Origin of the sequence: Streptomyces vilmorinianum (genome assembly GCF_005517195.1) — a bacterium.
Lineage (GTDB): Bacteria > Actinomycetota > Actinomycetes > Streptomycetales > Streptomycetaceae > Streptomyces > Streptomyces vilmorinianum.
Genome location: NZ_CP040244.1, coordinates 3,895,687 through 3,915,723, shown reverse-complemented (window position 1 = coordinate 3,915,723; position 20,037 = coordinate 3,895,687). Strand labels below are relative to the sequence as shown.

At 71.7% G+C, this 20,037-nt stretch carries 15 protein-coding genes; 11 read left to right on the top strand and 4 right to left on the bottom strand.

Features of this window, described 5'->3' with window-relative positions; all coding sequences use genetic code 11:
* Positions 1-38 precede the first annotated feature (38 nt).
* The gene (locus tag FDM97_RS18425) at positions 39-1,388 is read right to left on the bottom strand and encodes a serine hydrolase domain-containing protein (RefSeq protein ID WP_137991493.1); all 1,350 of its coding nucleotides are present in this window, start codon (positions 1,386-1,388) and stop codon (positions 39-41) included.
* A gap of 155 nt (positions 1,389-1,543) precedes the next feature.
* On the opposite strand from FDM97_RS18425, the gene FDM97_RS18420 reads away from it, so the two are divergent.
* Positions 1,544-2,632: a magnesium and cobalt transport protein CorA gene (locus FDM97_RS18420; RefSeq protein ID WP_175439158.1), complete on the top strand. Its 1,089-nt coding sequence runs from the start codon at positions 1,544-1,546 to the stop codon at positions 2,630-2,632.
* A gap of 41 nt (positions 2,633-2,673) precedes the next feature.
* Here FDM97_RS18420 and FDM97_RS18415 read toward each other — a convergent pair whose 3' ends face one another.
* A complete protein-coding gene (locus FDM97_RS18415) occupies positions 2,674-4,038 on the bottom strand; it encodes an NAD(P)/FAD-dependent oxidoreductase (RefSeq protein WP_137991492.1) in 1,365 nt (454 codons plus the stop codon).
* A 186-nt stretch (positions 4,039-4,224) separates the two neighbouring features.
* Here FDM97_RS18415 and FDM97_RS18410 point away from each other — a divergent pair, with 186 nt between their 5' ends.
* The 4 genes from FDM97_RS18410 to FDM97_RS18395 all read left to right on the top strand — a co-directional run bounded on the left by FDM97_RS18410 (position 4,225) and on the right by FDM97_RS18395 (position 9,703).
* A complete protein-coding gene (locus FDM97_RS18410) occupies positions 4,225-6,750 on the top strand; it encodes a SpoIIE family protein phosphatase (RefSeq protein WP_137991491.1) in 2,526 nt (841 codons plus the stop codon).
* Between the two features lie 94 nt (positions 6,751-6,844).
* On the top strand, positions 6,845-8,356 hold the full coding sequence (locus FDM97_RS18405) for a carboxylesterase/lipase family protein (RefSeq protein WP_432816226.1): 1,512 nt from the start codon (positions 6,845-6,847) through the stop codon (positions 8,354-8,356).
* Between the two features lie 66 nt (positions 8,357-8,422).
* Positions 8,423-8,767: a hypothetical protein gene (locus FDM97_RS18400; RefSeq protein WP_137991490.1), complete on the top strand. Its 345-nt coding sequence runs from the start codon at positions 8,423-8,425 to the stop codon at positions 8,765-8,767.
* 147 nt (positions 8,768-8,914) lie between these two features.
* On the top strand, positions 8,915-9,703 hold the full coding sequence (locus FDM97_RS18395; protein ID WP_432816225.1) for a hypothetical protein: 789 nt from the start codon (positions 8,915-8,917) through the stop codon (positions 9,701-9,703).
* A gap of 61 nt (positions 9,704-9,764) precedes the next feature.
* Here the strand turns inward: FDM97_RS18395 and FDM97_RS18390 are convergent, their stop codons facing one another.
* Positions 9,765-11,330, bottom strand: coding sequence for a glycoside hydrolase family 53 protein (locus FDM97_RS18390; RefSeq protein ID WP_175439157.1), 1,566 nt, complete (start codon positions 11,328-11,330; stop codon positions 9,765-9,767).
* 147 nt (positions 11,331-11,477) lie between these two features.
* Positions 11,478-13,499: a beta-galactosidase gene (locus FDM97_RS18385; RefSeq protein WP_137991488.1), complete on the bottom strand. Its 2,022-nt coding sequence runs from the start codon at positions 13,497-13,499 to the stop codon at positions 11,478-11,480.
* A gap of 191 nt (positions 13,500-13,690) precedes the next feature.
* Here FDM97_RS18385 and FDM97_RS18380 point away from each other — a divergent pair, with 191 nt between their 5' ends.
* From FDM97_RS18380 to FDM97_RS18355, 6 genes are all read left to right on the top strand, one after another.
* Positions 13,691-15,001 carry an ABC transporter substrate-binding protein gene (locus FDM97_RS18380; protein WP_137991487.1) on the top strand — a complete coding sequence of 437 codons (1,311 nt, stop codon included), beginning with the start codon at positions 13,691-13,693 and terminating at the stop codon, positions 14,999-15,001.
* Entirely contained in the window at positions 14,998-15,930 is a 933-nt protein-coding gene (locus FDM97_RS18375; RefSeq protein WP_137991486.1) for a carbohydrate ABC transporter permease, read from the top strand. Before FDM97_RS18380 ends, FDM97_RS18375 begins: the two co-directional genes overlap by 4 nt.
* Positions 15,927-16,868 (top strand): carbohydrate ABC transporter permease, encoded by a 942-nt coding sequence (locus FDM97_RS18370; protein ID WP_137991485.1) that lies wholly within the window; start codon positions 15,927-15,929, stop codon positions 16,866-16,868. Before FDM97_RS18375 ends, FDM97_RS18370 begins: the two co-directional genes overlap by 4 nt.
* 25 nt (positions 16,869-16,893) lie before the next feature.
* Positions 16,894-17,919 (top strand): LacI family DNA-binding transcriptional regulator, encoded by a 1,026-nt coding sequence (locus FDM97_RS18365; RefSeq protein WP_137991484.1) that lies wholly within the window; start codon positions 16,894-16,896, stop codon positions 17,917-17,919.
* A 222-nt stretch (positions 17,920-18,141) separates the two neighbouring features.
* Positions 18,142-18,849 (top strand): cyclodityrosine synthase, encoded by a 708-nt coding sequence (locus tag FDM97_RS18360; RefSeq protein ID WP_217510245.1) that lies wholly within the window; start codon positions 18,142-18,144, stop codon positions 18,847-18,849.
* Entirely contained in the window at positions 18,839-20,032 is a 1,194-nt protein-coding gene (locus tag FDM97_RS18355) for a cytochrome P450 (protein ID WP_137991482.1), read from the top strand. The genes FDM97_RS18360 and FDM97_RS18355 overlap by 11 nt, the downstream gene beginning before the upstream one ends.
* Positions 20,033-20,037 lie beyond the last annotated feature (5 nt).

Genomic DNA, 20,037 nt, shown 5'->3' with positions numbered 1-20,037 from the left:
ACGCAGGGTACGGGCACCGGTTCACGGGCGAACGGCCGCTACCGCAGCGACGCGTGGCGCAGTGCGTCCGGGGCGAGCAGCCGGTCGGGCAGGACCGGCGGATGCTGCGGAGCCGCGCGGCGGGCGGCCGCCGCGGCCCCGGACAGGGCCCCGTCCACGTGCGCGTACAGCGCGGCGGTCACGGGGTCCGGCAGCGGGCGGCCCTGGTCGTCGAAGCGCTGGTACTTCATCAGGTTGTAGCCGATGGCGACCTGACGGCGACCGTCCTCCGTGGACAGGGCCCACGTCCCCGCGCCGAAGACGGCGCCGTCGTGGCCCCAGTACCAGCCGCCGCTCGGCAGCTTGAGCGTGTAGATGCCCAGGCCGTAGCGCATCTGCGCCTCCTCGCCCGGCTCCGTCTCGTACGCCGGCACGGTCGTCTTCATCTCGCGCAGCTGCGCCGCGCCGAGCAGCCGGCCGCTGAGCAGCGCGCGGTAGAAGTCGTTGAGGTCGCTCGTCGTCGAGACCATGGCGCCGGCCGTGCCGGCCCAGGACATGTCGTAGACGCTGTAGTCGCGCGGCGGGTCTATCAGACCGTAGAACGACTCGTACATCCGGGCGTGCGGTCCCTTGAGGGACGCCGAGCGCGGGAAGTACGTGTGGCGCAGGCCGGCCTTGCGGATGACGTTCCGGGTGATGTACGCCTCCGCCTCCTGGCCGGTCACCCGCTCCAGCAGCAGCCCCGCGAGGATGTAGTTGGTGTTGGCGTACGAGAACGTGCCGCGCTCCACGACGGGCGGCGCCGCGAGACCCAGGCGGGCGAGTTCCTCGGGGGCGATGTCGCGGAAGCGGTTCTCGTCGAGGGTCTTGCCGGGGTTCTCCAGCAGGCCGGGGAAGGCGGGAAGCACGTAATCGGCGATCCCGCTGGTGTGGTTGAGCAACATCCGCACGGTCACCTGCCGCCCCCGCTCACCGGGAACGACGTCGGGCAGATACCGGCCGACGGGAGCGTCCAGATCGATGCGGCCGGCGGCGGCCTGCTGGAGCACGGCGACGGCCGTGAAGGTCTTGGTGACGCTGCCGATCCGGTGCTCCAGGTCGGGCCGCGTGGGCCGCTGGGTGCCGACATCGGCGAACCCGGTGGCTCCCCGCCACCGCGCGGAGCCGTCGCGGACCGCCGAATAGGCGCCGTACATCCCCGCCTTGTGGAAGGCGTCGAGCGAGCCGCGCAGCGCGGCGCGGTCCAGACGGTCGAGGGACTGGACCTGGACCTGGGACTGGGACTGGACCTGGCCGGCGACCGGGGAGCCGTGGCCAGGGCCGAGGCCGGCGGCCTGTGCCGGTAACGCCGCGGCGGACAGGGCGAGCACGGTCGCCGCGGCGACGGCGTACAGGCGGGGTGAGGACATGGGTGGATCCTGCTTCCTTCGGTGACTGCGGTGATTCCATCCTGGTCGTGAGGGTTCGGCCGGTCCTCCACCCGCGGGAGGATCTTGTTCACAGGAAAGACATGACAATTGTCAGGAGTGGCACACTGGCCGCTGATCGTCCCGAGGAGCCCACCGTGCCGATAATCCGCACTCTGCGGCGCACCGTCCGCCGTGCCTACCGCCGGACCGTCGACCTGAGCCACCCGGCGCGCTCGCCGCTCGGGAGCTCCGTGGTCAACTGCGTGTTCTACGAGGACGGGGCACGGCAGAAGGGGGCGTGTCCCGCGGACGAGGCGGTGCGCCGGGTCCGCGGCTCCGGTGACGGATTCGTCTGGATCGGGCTGCACGAGCCGTCCGTTGAGGAATTCGCCGGTCTCGCCGAACTGTTCGGGCTGCATCCGCTGGCCGTCGAGGACGCCGTGCACGCCCATCAGCGGCCGAAACTGGAGCGGTACGACGAGACGCTCTTCGCGGTCTTCAAGACGGTCCGCTACGTCGAGCACGAGGAGCTCACCGCCACCAGCGAGGTCGTCGACACCGGCGAGCTCATGGTCTTCACGGGACCCGACTTCGTCATCACCGTACGGCACGGCAGGCACGGTTCGCTCGGCCCGCTGCGGGAGACCCTGGAGGCCGACCCCGAGCAGCTGGCCAAGGGACCGGCCGCCGTCCTGCACGCCATCGCCGACCACGTCGTGGACGACTACCTGGCCGTCGCCGACTCCGTGCAGAACGACATCGACGCCGTCGAGACAGCCGTCTTCAGCGAACAGGCGTCCCGCGGCGACGCCGGCCGCGTCTACCAGCTCAAGCGCGAACTCCTGGAACTCAAGCGGGCGGTGACACCGCTCGACCGCCCTCTGCAGACCCTGGCCTCGCAGCCGCTGCCGCTCGTCTCCGCCGACATCCAGCCGTACTTCCGCGACGTCGCCGACCACCTGTCCCGGATCACGGAGCAGATCACGTCGTTCGACGCGCTCCTCGACTCGATCCTGCAGGCGCATCTGGCGCAGGTGACCGTCGCCCAGAACGAGGACATGCGCAAGATCACGGCATGGGCGGCGATCGTCGCCGTCCCCACGATGGTCTGCGGGGTGTACGGCATGAACTTCGAGCACATGCCCGAGCTGCGCTGGACCTACGGCTATCCGCTCGTCGTCGGAGCGATGGTCGTCGCGTGCTTCCTGCTCCACCGGAGCTTCCGCCGCAACGGCTGGCTCTGACGGTCCGCCACCGCCGGCCCGCGTTCGGCGTCACCGCGGTGTCAGGACCGAGCGCGCAGGGCGGCCGTGTGGGCGCGGACCTGTTCGGGCGTGAGATAGGCGTCGACGTGCTCGAAGTCGGCCAGTGTGCCGGACCTGGACGCCAGGAATCCCGTACGGACGAAGTCGTCACCGGCCACGGCGTTGAGCAGCCAGTTGGTCATCACCCGGGTCTTGGCGACGTTGGTGCGCAGCGCCGACCAGTGGTAGGCGCGGGCGACCGCCTGGGCGGGTGTGCCGTGGAGTTCGACGCCGAGCGGCTTCGAGACGGCGTCCCGGCCGCCCAGGTCCACCACCAGGCCCAGATCCCGGTGGTGGTACGGGTACGTCTGCTCGCCCCGCAGCGTCGCGATGAGGTTGTCGGCGACCTGCTTGCCCTGACGAAGGGCGTGCTGGGCGGTCGGCGGGCAGACGGCGCCCTCCACCTTCCCGGCCAGGTCCGGCACCGCCGCGGCGTCGCCGAGGGCGTGCACCCCGTCCATACCGGGGACGGCCATGTCGGCGCCCACCACGAGCCGGCCCCTGTGCGTCTCCGCGTCCAGCGTGGCGATCAGCGGGCTCGCGGCGACACCGGCCGTCCAGATCAGGGTGCGGCTGGGCAGCACCCGGCCGTCGGTGAGCGTCACGGCCTCGTCGTCCACGGAGGCGACCGAGACCCCGAGCGAGACCTCGATCCCGCGCCGGCGCAGAATCTCCAGCGCGGCGCTGCCCAGCCGCTCGCCCAGCTCGGGCATGAGCTTGGGCGCGACATCCACCAGATGCCACCTGATCAGGTTCGGGTCCAGGCGCGGATAGCGCTTGACCGCGTTGTGGGTCAGCCGCTGCAGACAGGCGGCCGTCTCCGTCCCCGCGTAACCGCCGCCCACCACCACGAACCGCAGCCGCGCCGCACGCTCCTCCTCGTCCTGCCCGGCGTCGGCGAGATCGAGCTGGGCGATCACGTGGTCACGGATGTACACCGCCTCGGCGAGCGTCTTCATGCCCCGCGCGTGCTCACTCAACCCCGGGATGTCGAACGTGCGCGTCACGCTGCCGGGCGCCAGCACGAGGTGGTCGTACGGCTCGTCGACGAGCTCGCCGGTGATCGTGCGGATGACACAGACCTTCGCCCGGGTGTCCACGCCGACGGCGCCGCCCGGGATGATCCGCGTGCGGTGCCGCTCGCTGCGCCGCAACGACAGCGCGACCGACTGCGGGGTCAGGACCCCGGCCGCCACCTGGGGGAGCAGGGGGAGATAGAGCTGGTACGACAAGGGCGAGAGGAGCGAGATCCGCGCCTCCCTGTCGGTGAGACGCCGCTCCAGGCGCCGTACACAGGCGACCCCGGCGAACCCGGCGCCCACCACGAGAATCCTCGGTCGCGTCATGCTGCCCGCCTCCCTGCTCGTCGGTCTTCGAGAGCTGACCAACAGCTACTAACCTCTCCGGCCGACCGGGAACCCGGGCCGTCCGCCGAAGGGGTGACACGGGAACCCGGTGGCACGACAGGAATCATTTCATATTGTGATAAAAGGGATGAACAGGGACGGGGTGTGAGAACGGAGCCGAGGGCCGTGGGGAGACCTGAGGGCACAGACACCACCGGGCAGGCGGCGCCGCTCGCCGTCGCCGACTCCGCCGTCCTTCTCTTCGACGAGGGCGGCACCGTCGTCGGGCGCCCCCACGCGGCGGAGCGGCTGCTCGGACATCCCGGGGCGGAGCTGAGGGGCAGACACGTCGACTCCCTCCTCGCCCCGGGCGAGGCCGCACGCCTCCCCGCCATCGCCGAGAGCAGCGCGAGGGACGGCGGCTGGTCGGGCGTGCTCCTGGCACGTCACCGGGACGGAGGAAGCGTCCCCGTCGACGTCACCGTGGTGCCGCTCCCCGGAGAGGCCGGCCCGGCGCGCTGGCTGGCCATGGCCGTGCGCGCGGAGCGGACCCGCAGGCCGGACATGGAGCCCGCCCTGTTCGAGCGGATGCTCAGACAGTCGCCCGTCGGCATGGCGCTCGTGGACACCGAGCTGCGGTGCGTCTGGTCCAACACGGCCCTGGAGCTGTTCGGCGGCGGCCGCTTCGAGGAGCGCCGCGGCCGGCGCCTGGCGGAGATCCAGCCCGGGCTCGACGCGGACCTCCTCGAGGCGAAGATGCGCCAGGTGCTGGAGACCGGCGAGCCGGTCATGGGGTACGAGCACGTGGGGCGTACCCGGGCCGATCCCGACCGGGACCACGCCCACGCCATGTCGTTCATCCGGCTCGACGACGACAACGGCCGTGCCCTAGGGGTCTGCTACTCGGTCGTCGACATCACCGACCGCTACCGGGCGCGCCTGCGCCTGGCCCTGATGGCCCGGGCGAGCGAGTGCATCGGGCGCAGCCTGGACGTCATGGCCACGGCCCAGGACCTGGCCGACGTGGCGGTGCCGGGCCTCGCGGACTTCGTCGCCGTCGACCTCCTCGACTCCGTGCTCAGGGGCGCGGAACCGCCCACGGGCCCGACGGCCGGCGCCACCGCCGTACGACTGGTGCGCGCGGGCGGACAGACCGTGCGCGCCCGCGCCGCCGAGCAGGTCGTGGAACCGGGCGAGCCGGCCGCGTACCGGCCGGCGTCGCCCCAGATCGGCTGCCTGGCCCACGGCCGCCCCTGGCGTGCCGCACGGCTGGACGCCGCCGCCAGGGAATCGGCCCTCCCCACCCCGGAGACCGCCGACACCGGCGAGACCCCCGGCCCGCGTACGACCACCGCAGCAGGGGCGGCCACCCCCGCCGAACCCGTCGCCCACACGGCGATCGTCGTGCCGATCCTCGCCCGCGGCGTCACCCTCGGCGTCACCACCTTCTTCCGCGCGCGGCGCGACGAGGCGTTCGACGAGGACGATCTGCGGCTCGCGGAGGAACTCGTCGCCCGCGCCGCCGTCTGCCTCGACAACGCCCGCCGCTACGCCCGCGAGCGCGCCGCCGCACTCGTGCTGCAGCGCAGCCTCCTCCCGCACGGCGTACCGGCACAGGAGGCGGTCGACGCCGCCTCCTTCTACCGGCCGGCCGACGAACTGTCCGGACTCGGCGGCGACTGGTTCGACGTCATCCCCTTGTCCGGGGCCCGGGTCGCCCTGGTGGTCGGCGAGGTGCTCGGGCACGGCATCGAGGCCGCAGCCACCATGGGCCAGCTCCGTACGGCCGTACGCACCCTCGCGGACCTCGATCTCTCGCCCGAGGAACTCCTGGCCCACCTCGACGACCTCGTCGTCCAGGTGACGCGGGAGGGGCGGGAGGCCGACATCGTCGGCGCGGCCACCCCCGGGGCCGTCGGAGCCAGCTGCCTGTACGCCGTGTACGACCCGGTCAGCCTGCGCTGCGACCTGGCGAGCGCGGGACACCTCGCGCCCGCCGTCCTCGCGCCCGACGGCACGGTCGGCTTCCCCGAACTCCCCGAGGGCCCGGCCCTGGGCATCGGCGGACTGCCGTTCGAGTCCGTCGAGCTGCCCCTGGAGGAGGGCAGCGTGCTCGCCTTCTACACCGACGGCCTGATCGCCGCCCCCGGGGCCGGCAAGGACGGGCTGCGCCGCGTCCTGGAGTCACGGGACCTGCCCCTCGACCAGCTCTGCCGGAGCGTCGTCGACGAACTGGCGCCCAGCAGGCCGTACACCGACGACGCGGCCCTGCTGCTGGTCAGGACCCGCAGCCTGGCGGCCGGACAGGTCGCCGTATGGGATCTGCCCGCCGACCCGGCCGTCGTCGCCCGCGCCCGGGTGATGGCCGCGCGCCAACTGGCCGCCTGGGGGCTGGAAGAGCTCGCCTTCACCACCGAACTCGTCGTCAGCGAACTGGTCACCAACGCCATCCGGCACGCCTCCGGACCGATCCGGCTGCGCCTCATCCTCGAACGCACACTGATCTGCGAGGTGTTCGACGCCAGCAGCACCTCGCCCCATCTGCGGCACGCCCGCACGACCGACGAGGGTGGCCGCGGCCTCTTCCTCATCTCCCAGTTCACCCGGCGCTGGGGCACCCGCTACACGGCCGAGGGCAAGGTGATCTGGGCCGAGCAGCCCCTCGACCGGGACGAGACGGCCCTCGACGGGACCTCCGGCACGGCTCTTTGACGATCTTTATTCGATTGCCCGTTGCCGGGCCTCGTGCGACGGTGTGCTGCTGCCGCGCGGAGAGCCCGCCGGCGACGAGAGCGGAGATCAGCCTGTGCGAGCGCGTGCCGCCGACGAGACCGTGGTGACGAAGCAGGGATCGGTACGGGGCACGGTCGTCGACGGCCTCCGGATCACGCTGGGCATCCCGTACGCCGCACCGCCGTTCGGCGCCCGGCGCTTCCAGGCGCCCGCGGCCGCCGCGGCCTGGGACGGGGTGCGGGACTGCACCCGCTTCGGGCCCGTCGCCCCGCAGTCCGCGGAGCTGCCCGGCGCCCCGGTCTGGCGCCCGGACCAGGAGGACGTGCTCAGCCTCAACATCTGGTCGCCGACGGACGCCCAGGGCCCGCTGCCCGTGCTCTTCCTCATCCACGGCGGCGCGTACACCTTCGGGTCCTCGGCCCAGCCCGACTACGACGGGACCGCCCTGGCGCGGGCCGGCCTCACCGTGGTCACCTGCAACTACCGGCTCGGCTTCGAAGGGTTCGGGCACGTGCCCGGCTTCCCCGACAACCGAGGCCTGCTCGACCAGATCGCGGCGCTGGAGTGGGTACGCGACAACATCGCGGCCTTCGGCGGCGACCCGGACAACGTGACGGTGGCCGGGCAGTCCGCCGGCGGCGGCTCGATCGCCTGTCTGATGAGCATGGCCCGCGCCGACGGCCTCTTCCGGCGCGCCGTCGCGCACAGCGTCCCCGACGCCACGTTCCCGCCCCGGCTCGCCGCACAGCTGACCCGCGAGGTGGCCGACGCCGCGGGCGTCGCCCCCACCGCACAGGGCCTGCTCTCCGCGAGCCCGCAGGCCCTCGTCGAGGCATCGGACCGGGTGGTGGCGCGGTACGCGGCCGACCCCTCGTCGGGCTTCCTCCACTACGACACCGTCCTCTACGGCCCGGTGCTCGACGGCGAGGTGCTGACCCGCGACCCGCTCGACGCCCTGGCCGACGGCGCGGGACGGCAGGTCGACCTCCTGGTGTGTCACACCACCGAGGAGTACTGGCTGATGCGCGAGGTCGGCTCCATGCCGGCGGTCACCACCGAGGAGGGGATCCGGCGATTCGCCGAGGACTACGGTCTTCCCCCGCGCCTCGTCGAGGAGTACCGCGTCCTCATGCCGCAGGCCCCGGTGCTCGACGTGTTCCTCGCGATCGCGGGGGACGGCCTCTTCACCGCCCACACCGTCCACCTCGCCGAGGCCCATGCCCGCGCGGGCGACGGCGGTGGCCGCACGTACCTGTCGCGGTTCGACCGCCGGCGCACCCGCCCCGACGGCAGCCGGGTCAGGGCCTGGCACGCCGCCGACGTGCCCTTCGCTCTCGGCACCCTGGAGGCCACGGGCGTCGACTTCCTCACCGGCGGCCCCGCCGACGCGGACGACCACGCCCTGTCGGGGCGCGTGGTCCGCGCCTGGGCCGCCTTCGCGGCCACCGGAGACCCCGGCTGGGCCCCGCTCACGGACCCGTCCGCCCCCACGGTCCACGTCTGGGACGTCCCCCGCGACCGCACCGAGGGCGCGAGCGCCGCCCACGCCCTGTGGCGCGACGTGCGGATCGCCGCCACGGGATAATCGCCGGGACAGACGAAACACCCGACAGGCCGGGCCGGTGGCGGCACGGCAGGAGATGGAGAACCCGTGGACGTCCAGCACTTCGAGCGGATCACCGCGTTCATCGAGGCACGCCTCCGCCCGCTGTTCGACCCCGAGACCGGCAGCGACCACGGATTCGGCATGGACGACACCTCCCGCGCCCTGCGCGCCCTCCTCGGCACCGTGAAGGCCGCGGCGGCGGTCAAGGGCCTCGCCGACCAGCGCGCGACGGCCGACCCGGCGATGCGCAACATCATCGACCAGGCGCTCGAACACAACTGGGACGTCCTGCGCGGCGTCGCCCGCAACTGGGAGGACCACCCCGACTTCGTCCGCGCGTTCAAGCTCCACGCCTGGGACCTCGACGAGACCCCCGCCACCACGGCCTGACACAGCCGACCTCACGGGACGCTGTCGTGACACTCCGTCAGACTCTGCCCCCGGTCGGGTGAGTGCGCGGCTCCGGCGACAGGGGCGGGTGCGGAGCGGGTACGTATCGCCGCATTGCCGTCCCCCAGCGTCGGAGGATGCTGCCCCATGCCCGTCAGGAAGGTCCGACCCGGCCCGCGCCTGGTGACCGCCGCGCTGTGCGCGACGCTCGCACTCGTCGGCTATATGAAGGTGTCGCCCGAGGACTCCGCGCCGGCCGCCGCACCCGGCCCGCGCCCCGCCGCGGCCAAGAACGCCGGCCCGGCGGCGGCGCCCGGCTCGCCCGGCTCCGCCGCGTTCGGGGCCGGCGCGCCTCCCGGAGTCGGGCCGGTGACCCGTACGAGGATCCCGGACGGCACGAGCCAGGCGCTGGTGGTGACGGGCGGCTCGCACGAGACCAACGTCGCCACCGCCGTGCTGTACGAGCGGGACGACGCCGGGAGATGGCATCGGGCCGCCGGGCCGTGGAGCGCGCACAACGCGCTGCGCGGCTGGGCGACCGAGCACTGGGCGGACGATCTGCGCACCCCGATCGGGGTGTTCAGGCTCGGCGACGCCGGCGGGCGGCTGCCCGACCCCGGCGCGCTGCTGCCCTACGACCAGTCCGAGGAGTTCGCCTCCCCCGGCACCGGGTTCCTCGGCGAGCCCCTGGAGGGCTCCTTCGACTACGTGGTCGCCATCGACTACAACCGGACACCCGGAACGACTCCCCTGGACAAGGAACGGCCGCTCGGACAGGAGCGCGGCGGCGGCGTGTGGATCCACGTCGACCACGGCGGCCCGACCCAGGCGTGCGTCTCCCTTCCCGCCGACGCCATGCGCCGGCTCCTGCGCACGCTGAACCCGGCCAGGGAGCCGGTGATCGTCATGGGCCCCGCGGCCGAGATCGCGCGATGACCGGCCGGCCTCGCCCTCCCGAGGGAGCACGAGGCCGGCCGGCCGAGCCGAGAAGGGGGGATCAGCGGTGGGCGAGCCAGGAGGCCGCCGGCAGCAGCCTGCTGTCGTAGTCGAACAGCGCCTGGTTCTCCCAGCCGTTGCCCGACGACGGGTCCGCCGGGTTCCAGCCGTTGCCGGTCACGGCCGTCCAGGTCGGCTCCCAGTAGACGACACCGAGCCCGCGGCCGTTCGGCACGGCCTCCACCACGTTCATCACGTCCCGCAGCCAGGCCGACTGACCGGCCGAACTCGCCGCGTACCCGGAGACCAGCTCACCGGTGGTGTCGATGATGTTCTCGTGGCTGTCCTCGCTGTCCAGCCGGAAGGGGTACGCCGTCTCGGCGACCATGACCTTCTTCCCGTAACGGGCGGAGATGTCGTCCAGGTTGGCCTGCAGATCGGACAGCGCCCCGTGCCAGTAGCCGTAGAACGACAGCGCGATGACGTCGTACGGGACACCCTGCGCGGTCGCGTTGTCGAACCACCAGCGGTACAGGCTGTTGTCGCCGCCGTGGGCGAGGTGCAGCGCGATCTGCGTGGACGAGGAGACCGCCTTGGTGGCGTTGATCCCCGACTTCAGCAGCCCCGCGAGCTGCGACCAGTTGTCCGTCGAGCCCTGCGGCCACAGCATCCCGGTGTTGATCTCGTTGCCGATCTGCACCATGTCGGCCGTCGTGCCCTGCGCCTTGAGGGCGTTCAGCACGTCGTACGTGTGGTTGTACACGTCCGTCGTCAGCTGGCTGTACGAGTGCGAGGCCCACGCGGCGGGCTTGCTCTGCGCGCCGGGATCGGCCCACGTGTCGGAGTAGTGGAAGTCGACGAGGAGCTTCATGCCCTGCGCCTTGACGCGCTGGGCCGTCGCCAGGACCCGGGCCTTGTTGTTGTAGCCGTCGGCCGGATTCACCGACACCTTCAGGCGGCCGTAGGTGGCGCCCGCCGACTTCAGCAGCGACACGGGGTCGGCCGTGGCCCCGGCCGCGGTGCGGTACGTACCCCCGAGGTCCTCGCTCTTCTTCAGCGAGGAGATGTCGACGCCCTTGACCGTCAGCCCCGTCGAGCCGGCGGCGAAGGTGAGGTCGTCGACGTTGAGCCACTGGCCCGCGGCGGCGTTGGAGTTGACGCTGATCGTGCACTGGCCGCTCGTGACGTTGACCGAGGTGACCAGGCGTATCCAGGCGCCGTTGGGGGTGGGCGGCAGATCGGTGCGCTGCTCGGCGGAGCCGCAGTTGCGCAGCGCGAGGTAGGCGGAGCTCTGGCCGCCGCTGGAGCGCACCCAGGCGCTCAGCGTGTAGCTGCCGTTGGTCAGACCGGAGAGGTACTGGTACGTCTCCACCTGATAGGCGGAGGAGGCCCAGTGACTCAGCCGGTAGCCGCCGCTGTGCCCGCCGGCCTCCGTGAACGAGGCCGCGTTCCGGCCCGTCGCGGAGTAGGTGGACCAGCCGGACGGCGTGGCGGTTCCGGTGCCGTCGGCCTCGAAGCCGGTGTTGGTGAGCGTCGAGGCCGCCTGGGCCGGCTGCGCGGGCAGCGCCGCCAGGAGCAGCGCGCCGAGCGCGGAGGCCACGGCGACTCTCGATCGTGTACCTGACATGAAGGACCGCAGGGTGCGGGGAACGGCGTACATCGTCGATGTCCCTTCGACGGTGGAGGGAGGGGGCGGTGGTGCGGTGGTGCCGTTCACCCGGGGGCGCGCGTGCGAGACGCCCGCCCCCGGGGAGTCATGAGGGGGGAAGGAGGGTCAGGCGTCGAGCCGTACGACGCGGACCGACCCGGCCGGGACGGCGAGGTGACCGGCCGCGCGTTCGCCGTGGAGGAGCTCGGTGCCGGGGGAGTCCAGCGGCACCTTCGCGTCCTGCGCGGTGTGGTTGAGCGCGAAGAGGTAGTCGCCGCCCGTGCCGGAGCGGCGGACGACCTCGACGTCCCGGGGGAGCGTGTCGCGCGGCGCGATCCCCGCGTCCGCGCAGGCGGCGCCGAGGATCTCGTCGAGCGAGGCCGCGTCGAGCCGGGTGGAGACGTACCAGGCGGTGCCCTTGCCAAGACGGTGCCGGGTGACGGCCGCCCGCCCGGCGGCCGGCCCGTCCGCGTACGTCCACACGGGCTCCGCGCCGCGCTCCACCACGAACTCGGTCCACACGTCGGCGGGCAGCGTCGCCCCGCCCGGGCCCGAGATCCGTACCGACTCGCCCGCGCCGAGCGGGGACCACTCCTCCACGGTCAGACCGAGCACCTCGCGCAGGGCGCCCGGGTACGCGCCGGGGTGCACGGCGTCGTGCTCGTCGACGATCCCGGAGAAGTACGAGACGACGAGCGTCCCGCCGTTCTCCACGTACGCGCGCAGGTTGAGCCCCGCGGCCTCGGTGGCGAGGTAGAGCGCGGGGACGACGACCAGCGGGTACGCCGACAGGTCGTGCTCGGGGTGGGCGAAGTCGACGGTCAGGTGCCGGTCGTAGAGCGATTCGTAGAAGCTGTCGGCGCGCTCGCGCGCGTCGTGGTCCTCGGTGGGGCGCCACTCCAGGCCCTGCGCCCACCACGACTCCCAGTCCCACACCATCGCGACGTCCGGGACGGTGCGCGTGCCGCGCAGCGTGGCCAGCGAGTCGAGGTCGGCGCCGAGCCGGACCACCTCGCGCCAGACCCGCGAGTCCGTGCCGGCGTGCGGCAGCATCGAGGAGTGGAACTTCTCGGCGCCGCGCCGGGACTGGCGCCACTGGAAGAACATCGCGCCCTCGGAGCCGCGCGCGACATGGCCGAGGGAGTTGCGGGCCATCTCGCCCGGGCGCTTGGCGGGGTTGCGCGGCTGCCAGTTCACGCCGGACGTGGAGTGTTCGAGCAGCAGCCACGGGGCGCCGCCCGCCACCGAGCGGGTCAGGTCGGCGGCCATCGCCAGGTTGACATGGGTGCGGCGGCCGTCGGTGATCAGATAGTGGTCGTTGGTGACGAGGTCGACCTCGCGGCCCCAGGCCCAGTAGTCCACCGAGTCGCACTGGCTGAGCGCGGTCATGAAGTTGGTGGTGACCGGGACGCCGGGGGAGAGGCGGTGCAGGATGTCCCGTTCCGTGACGAAGTTCTCCCGCATGGTGGCGTCGGCGAAGCGGCGGTGGTCGAGCTGCTGGGCCGGGTTGCCGACGGTGGGGGTCAGGCGCGGCGGGTCGATCTGCTCGTACGAGGTGTAGCGCTGGCCCCAGAAGGCGGTGCCCCAGGCCTCGTTGACGGCGTCGACGGATCCGTACCGGCCCTCGAGCCAGCGCCGGAAGCGGGCCGCGCAGGTGTCGCAGTAGCAGGCACTGACCGGGACGCCGTACTCGTTGTGCACGTGCCAGAGGGCGAGCGCGGGATGGACGGCGTACCGCTCGGCGAGCTTCGTCGTGATCCGTGCGGCGGCCTCGCGGTAGGCCGGGGAGCTGTGGCAGATCGCGCCGCGTGAGCCGAAGGAGTACCGCACGCCCTCACGGCTGACCGGCAGCGCGTCGGGGTGGGCCCGGTAGAACCAGGCAGGCGGCACGACCGTGGGGGTCCCCAGGTCGACGCGGATGCCGTGCTCGTGCAGCAGGTCCAGGACCCGGTCGAGCCAGCCGAAATCGTATGCGCCCGGCTCCGGCTCGAGCAGGGCCCAGGAGAAGATTCCGACGCTCACCATGGTGACGCCGGCCTCGCGCATCAGCCGGACGTCCTCCTGCCAGACGCTTTCCGGCCACTGCTCGGGGTTGTAGTCCCCACCGAAGGCGAGCCGGTGCAGGCCTTGGGGAGTCATGTCCGGCATGGGTTGTCTCCTGAACGTCAGAACTCGATCATCTGTGAACGTACACACATCGGATCTCGATGTGGCAACGCAACATAACCGCACACGATCCACCATTGACAAGTGTCCGGAACGTTTCTCTACTGTGAACGCTCACAGATGCATGGCCGGTCCTCCCGCAACGGGAGACCGCTCGTCAGGGGAGGGGCTCCATGCCCATCGTTTCGCGCCACCGTGTTGTCGCCACCGCCACTGCCGTCGCCCTCGGCGCCGCCGCACTCACCGCCTGCGGCTCGCCCGAAGGCGAGGAGCAGACCGCGTCGGGTCCCGTCTCGCTCACCTACTGGGCCTGGGCGCCCAACATGGACAAGGTGGCGGCGATCTGGAACAAGAAGAACCCGGACATCAAGGTCACGGTCCAGAAGCAGGCGTCCGGCGACGACCTGGTGACGAAGATCATCACGGCGTCCAAGGCCCACCAGGCCCCCGACCTCGTCCAGGCCGAGTTCCAGGCCCTGCCGACGCTGGTCAGCAACGACGCCCTCGCCGACATCTCCAAGGAGGTCGGCGACGCCAAGGACAAGTTCGCCCCCGGTCTCTGGCAGCAGACCACCCTCGGCTCCGACGCCGTCTACGCGGTGCCCCAGGACTCCGGGCCGCTGATGTTCTTCTACCGGACGGACCTCTTCAAGCAGTACGGCCTGAAGGTCCCCACCACCTGGGACGAGTTCGCCGCCACCGCCAAGGCCCTGAAGGCCAAGGCCCCCGACAAGGCGCTCACCACCTTCTCCTCCAACGACGCGGGCCTGTTCGCCGGCCTCTCCCAGCAGGCGGGCGCCCAGTGGTGGACCACCCAGGACCAGAAGTGGAAGGTCGGCGTCGACGACGCGGCCACCAAGAAGGTCGCCGACTTCTGGGGCGGCCTCGTCAAGGAGGGCGCCATCGACAACCAGCCGATGTACACCCCCGCCTGGAACAAGGCCCTCAACACCGGGCAGCAGATCGCCTGGGTCAGCGCCGTCTGGGCCCCCGGCGTCCTCACCACCGCCGCGCCCGACACCAAGGGCAAGTGGGCCATGGCCCCGCTGCCCCAGTGGGACGCGGCCAAGCCCACCACCGGCAGCTGGGGCGGCTCCACCACCGCCGTGACCACCGACTCCCGGCACAAGGCGGCCGCCGCCACGTTCGCGACCTGGCTGAACACCGACCCCGAGGCGCTCGCCGCCCTGGTCAAGGAAGCCGGCATCTACCCGGCCGCCACCGCCGCCCAGACCGGCGGCGCGCTCGCCCAGGCCCCCGACTTCTTCGTCAACCAGCCCGACTTCTACACGCGGGCCGCGACGATCGCGAAGACCACCGCCCCCGCCGCCTGGGGCCCCAACGTGAACGTCGCCTACACCTCCTTCAAGGACGAGTTCGGCAAGGCCGCCAAGGCCAAGTCCGACTTCGCCGTCGCCCTGACCGCCATGCAGGCCGCCACCGTCGCGGACCTGAAGAAGCAGGGCTTCGAGGTCGCCCAGTGACGCAGCCCACCCAGGGCGTGCGCCGGTCGTACGGGGTCAAGCTGGCCCCGTACGGCTTCCTCCTCCCGGCAGCCGTCCTGTTCGCCCTCTTCTTCGCGCTGCCCATCGGCTACGCGATCTGGCTCAGCTTCCACAAGATCGAGGTCAAGGGCCTCGGTCTGGGCAAGGGAGCCAGGAGCGAGGTCTGGGCCGGTCTGGAGAACCACACCGCCGCCCTCACCGACTCCGAACTCGGCGCCGGCGCCCTGCGGATCCTCGGCTACGGCGCGATCGTCGTCCCCGTCATGCTCGGCCTCGCCCTGCTGTTCGCGCTCCTGCTCGACACCGAACGGGCCCGCGCCCGCTCCTTCTCCCGGCTCGCCATCTTCCTGCCGTACGCCGTCCCCGGCGTCATCGCGGCCCTCATGTGGGGCTTCCTGTACCTGCCGGACGTCAGCCCCTTCTCCTACCTGCTCGACACCCTCGGGCTGCCGCAGCCGGACCTGATGGACGGCGGACCGCTCTACCTGGCGATGGCCAACATCGCCGTCTGGGGCGGCACCGGCTTCAACATGATCGTCATCTACACCTCGCTGCGGTCGCTCCCCGCCGAGGTCTACGAGGCCGCCAAACTCGACGGCTGCTCGGAACTGCAGATCGCCCTGCGGATCAAGATCCCCATGGTGGCGCCCTCGCTGGTGCTCACCTTCTTCTTCTCGATCATCGCCACCCTCCAGGTCTTCAACGAGCCCATGACGCTCCGGCCGCTCACCAACGGCATCCCCACCACCTGGAGCCCCCTGATGAAGGTCTACAACGACGCCTTCACCGGCGGGAACATCCACGCCGCCTCGGCCACCGCCGTCGTCCTCGCCGCGGCCACCTTCCTGTTGTCCTTCGGCCTCCTGCGGGCCTCCAACCGTCGTACGAAGCAAGGAGCCACCCGATGAGCGGGCTCGCCTCCCCGCCGCAGGTGCGCAAAGCCGCCCCGGCCGCCGGCGCCACCCCCGGAACCTCCCTGGGCCCTCCCCCTGCCTCCGGCGGGGGGACCCCCAGCCCGCGCCGCGCCGCCCTGCTGCCCACCGCGGCCCTGGTCCTCGGCGCGCTCTACTGCCTGCTGCCCATCGCCTGGGTCCTGGTGGCCTCCACCAAGTCGGGCGCGGACCTCTTCTCCACCTTCACCTTCCTGCCCGGCGACGGCTTCGGCGACAACCTCGCCGACCTGGCCGCGTACCGCGACGGCCTCTACTGGCGGTGGATGGCCAACTCGGTGTTCTACGCCGGACTCGGCGCCGTCCTGTCCACCAGCGTCTCCGCCCTCGCCGGCTACGCCCTCGCCGTCTACCGCTTCCGCGGCCGCGAGACCTTCTTCAACCTGATCCTCTCGGGCGTGCTCATGCCCCCGGTGATCCTCGCCATCCCGCAGTACCTGCTGATGGCCGAGGCCGACCTGACGGACACGTACCTCTCCGTCCTGCTGCCGCTGATCCTCTCCCCGTACGGCGTCTACCTCGGCCGGATCTACGCTGAGGCCGCCATCCCCATGGAGCTCGTCGAGGCCGGCCGGATGGACGGCGCGGGGGAGTGGCGGATCTTCCTGCGGATCGCCGTCCCCATGATGTCGCCGGGCCTGGTCACGATCTTCCTCTTCCAGTTCGTGGCCATCTGGAACAACTTCCTGCTGCCGTTCATCATGCTCGGCAACGACGAGAAGTTCCCCATGACCGTGGGGCTGTTCACCCTCCTCAAGCAGGGCGCGGGCCAACCCGCCCTCTACACCCTGGTCATCACCGGCGCGCTGCTCGCGATCGTCCCGCTCATCGCCCTCTTCCTCGTCATTCAGCGGTTCTGGAGCCTCGACCTGCTGTCCGGCGCCGTAAAGTCCTGAGCACAGGGGAACAGGGGAACAGAGCATGAGCACAGCAGCGAACAGGCGCCGCCCGGCGACGATCCACGACGTGGCGCGCGAGGCGGGGGTCTCGCGCGGCACCGTCTCGCGCGTCCTCAACGGCGGGCACTACGTGAGCCCCACGGCGAAGGCAGCCGTGGACGCCGCGATCCGCAGGACGGGCTACGTCGTGAACCGGCACGCCCGCTCGCTGATCACCGGCAAGTCCGACTCGGTGGCGTTCCTGCTGACCGAGCCCCAGGAACGGTTCTTCGAGGACCCCAACTTCAACGTGCTGCTGCGCGCCTGCACCCAGGCGCTGGCCGCACAGGACATCCCGCTGCTGCTGATGATCGCGGGCACCGAGGCCGAACGCCGGCGCAACCTGCGCTACATCGAGGCCGGGCACGTCGACGGCGTCCTGCTGGTCTCCAGCCACTCCGGCGACCCCGTGGTGGCCCAGCTGCACGACGCGGGCGTCCCCGTCGTCGCCTGCGGCAAGCCCCTCGGTCAGACCGCCAAGATCGGCTACGTCGCCGCCGACGACCGCGACGGCGCCCGGGACATGGTGCGCCATCTGTACGAGACGGGCCGCCGCCGGATCGCCACCGTCACCGGCCCGCTCGACACCCCGGGCGGCGTCGAGCGCCTCGCCGGATACCGCGAGACGCTGGCCGAGTACGGTCTGCCCGCCGACGAGGCGCTGATCGCCACCGGCGACTACAGCCGCGCGAGCGGGGAGACCGCGGCCGCCCTGCTCCTGGAACGCGCCCCGGACATCGACGCCGTGTTCGTCGCCTCGGACCTGATGGCCCAGGGCGTGCTCGACGCCCTCGACCGCGCCGGACGCCGGGTGCCCGAGGACGTCGCCGTCGGTGGCTTCGACGACTCGCCCGCCGCGGTCTCCTCCCGCCCGCCGCTCACCACGATCCGGCAGCCCTGGGACCGCATCAGCACCGAGATGGTCCGCACGCTCCTCGCCCGCATAGCCGGGGAGGAGCCGGCCGCGGTCATCCTGCCCACAGAGCTGGTTCACCGCGAATCCACCTGAGCTTCGGTCAGTGGTAAGACGATCCACACGCGCCGCCCCCAAGTGGGGGCGGCGCTTCCTTTTCTGGCATCTGATCAATTTCCGTCACGTACCGATTATTTTTGGCCACCTCGCGGGCGAAATCGTCACTCTGTGGAGATCGCCGGTAACTTCAGGGCGTCGCCGCCACACCAGGGGCACACGGCCCCGACGGGACTAGCGGCCCGAAGGACATCTCTTCCTTTGACGACAGCGACCGACAGCTTCAAGGTCCAGCCGTACACGCAACACTGCCAGGTGATCCACACCGAAGGCGCCCACGCCGTCATCGGCATCTCCCCCGGAAACGGCTACTTCTCCGCCCAGCGGGTGGCCGACCTCGCCGCCTGGGGACTGCGCACCTTCGAACAGGCCGACCTCATCTACACCGACCTGCATGTCGCGGACATGTACGAGGCACTCGGCTACCCGCCGGACGAAGCCCGCCGCAAAGCGGTCAAGAACCTCCGCGGCGTCCGCGCCAAGGTCAACAACGCCGTCGCCACCCTCGACCCCGGCGGTGAACGGCTCCGAGGACGCCCCATGTCCGCGCTCCTCGACATCCCGGCCTACCGGCACCTGCGCAAACACCTGGACGATCTCCTCGCCACGGACGCGGAGTTCCTCACCACCTGCGACAAACTCGTCGCCGCCTTCCTCTCCTCGAAGGTCCTCGAAGGGCAGACACCCACCGCCCGCCAGCGCGAGGTCTGCCTCCAGTACATCTGCGCCGAGGCACCGCTCTTCCTGGACACCCCCGCGATCCTCGGTGTCCCCTCCTCTCTCAACTGCTACCACCAGCTCCTGCCGATGGCCGAACTCCTCTACTCCCGCGGCTCCGGACTGCGCGCCTCCCGCAACCAGGGCCACGCCATCGTCACCCCCAGCCTCGGAGACCACCATGACCACTGACACGCCGGACACCCTGCTCGACTTCCCGTTCTCCGCCCGCGGCGACCGCCTCCCGCCCGAGATCGAGTCCCTGCGCGCCGAACCGGTCACACGCGTCCGCACCATCGCCGGCGACCCGGCCTGGCTCGTGTCGTCGTACGAGCTGTGCAAGCAGGTCCTCGAAGACCCGCGCTTCTCCCTCAAGGACACCTCCGCGCCCGGCGTCCCCCGGCAGTACGCGCTGACCATCCCGCCCGAGGTCGTCAACAACATGGGCAACATCACCGGGGCAGGGCTCCGCAAGGCCGTCCTCAAGGCCATCAACCCCAAGACCGACGGCCTCACCGACTGGATGCGCGCCCACGCCTCCACGCTGGTCGACGACCTCCTCGCCTACGGCGCACCCGTCGACCTCCGCGGCCGGTTCGCCAACCCGTACGCCGAACACCTCCACTGCCGCATCCTCGGCATACCCGAGGCCGACGCCCCGCGCCTCGCCGCCAGCCTCGACATCGCGTTCATGAACTCCGCCTGCCCCGTCACCGGCGCGCGGCTCAACTGGGACCGCGACATCGCCTACATGACCGAGCGGCTCGACGACCCGGCGACGCGCGGGCTCATGGCCGAACTCGCCGCCCTGCGCGGGGATCCCGACTACGCCCATCTGACCGACGAGATGCTGGCCACGGTCGGCGTCACGTTCTTCGGCGCGGGTGTGATCTCCACCATGGGCTTCCTCACCATGGCGGTCTTCTCCCTCCTCCAGCACCCCGAGGTATGGGCACAGCTCCGCGAGGACCCGGGCCTGATCTCCGGCGCCGTCGACGAGCTCCTGCGCGTCAACCTGTCCATCGCCGACGGACTGCCGCGCCTCGCCCTCGAGGACGTGACCCTCGGAGACGTCGAGGTACGCAAGGGAGAGCTCCTCCTCGTCCTGGTCGAGGCGGCCAACACCGACCCCGCCGTGTTCCCCGACCCCCACACCGTCGACATCAGGCGCCCCAACGCCGGCACGCACCTCTCCTTCGGCGGGGGCCAGCACTACTGCCCGGCCACGGCCCTCGGCAAGAAGCACACCGAGATCGCCCTGGAGGTACTCCTTCGGAAGATGCCCGACCTGCACCTCGCGGTCCCGGTCGACCAACTGGTCTGGCGTACGCGCTTCATGAAGCGCATCCCCGAACGCCTCCCGGTCGCCTGGTAAACCGC

Coding starts and splice junctions, on each gene's coding strand:
- FDM97_RS18355 (WP_137991482.1), top strand. CDS start 18,839: ATGACCACTGACACGCCGGACACCCTGCTCGACTTCCCGTTCTCCGCC.
- FDM97_RS18425 (WP_137991493.1), bottom strand. CDS start 1,388: ATGTCCTCACCCCGCCTGTACGCCGTCGCCGCGGCGACCGTGCTCGCC.
- FDM97_RS18395 (WP_432816225.1), top strand. CDS start 8,915: ATGCCCGTCAGGAAGGTCCGACCCGGCCCGCGCCTGGTGACCGCCGCG.
- FDM97_RS18385 (WP_137991488.1), bottom strand. CDS start 13,499: ATGCCGGACATGACTCCCCAAGGCCTGCACCGGCTCGCCTTCGGTGGG.
- FDM97_RS18370 (WP_137991485.1), top strand. CDS start 15,927: ATGAGCGGGCTCGCCTCCCCGCCGCAGGTGCGCAAAGCCGCCCCGGCC.
- FDM97_RS18365 (WP_137991484.1), top strand. CDS start 16,894: ATGAGCACAGCAGCGAACAGGCGCCGCCCGGCGACGATCCACGACGTG.
- FDM97_RS18380 (WP_137991487.1), top strand. CDS start 13,691: ATGCCCATCGTTTCGCGCCACCGTGTTGTCGCCACCGCCACTGCCGTC.
- FDM97_RS18415 (WP_137991492.1), bottom strand. CDS start 4,038: ATGACGCGACCGAGGATTCTCGTGGTGGGCGCCGGGTTCGCCGGGGTC.
- FDM97_RS18390 (WP_175439157.1), bottom strand. CDS start 11,330: ATGTCAGGTACACGATCGAGAGTCGCCGTGGCCTCCGCGCTCGGCGCG.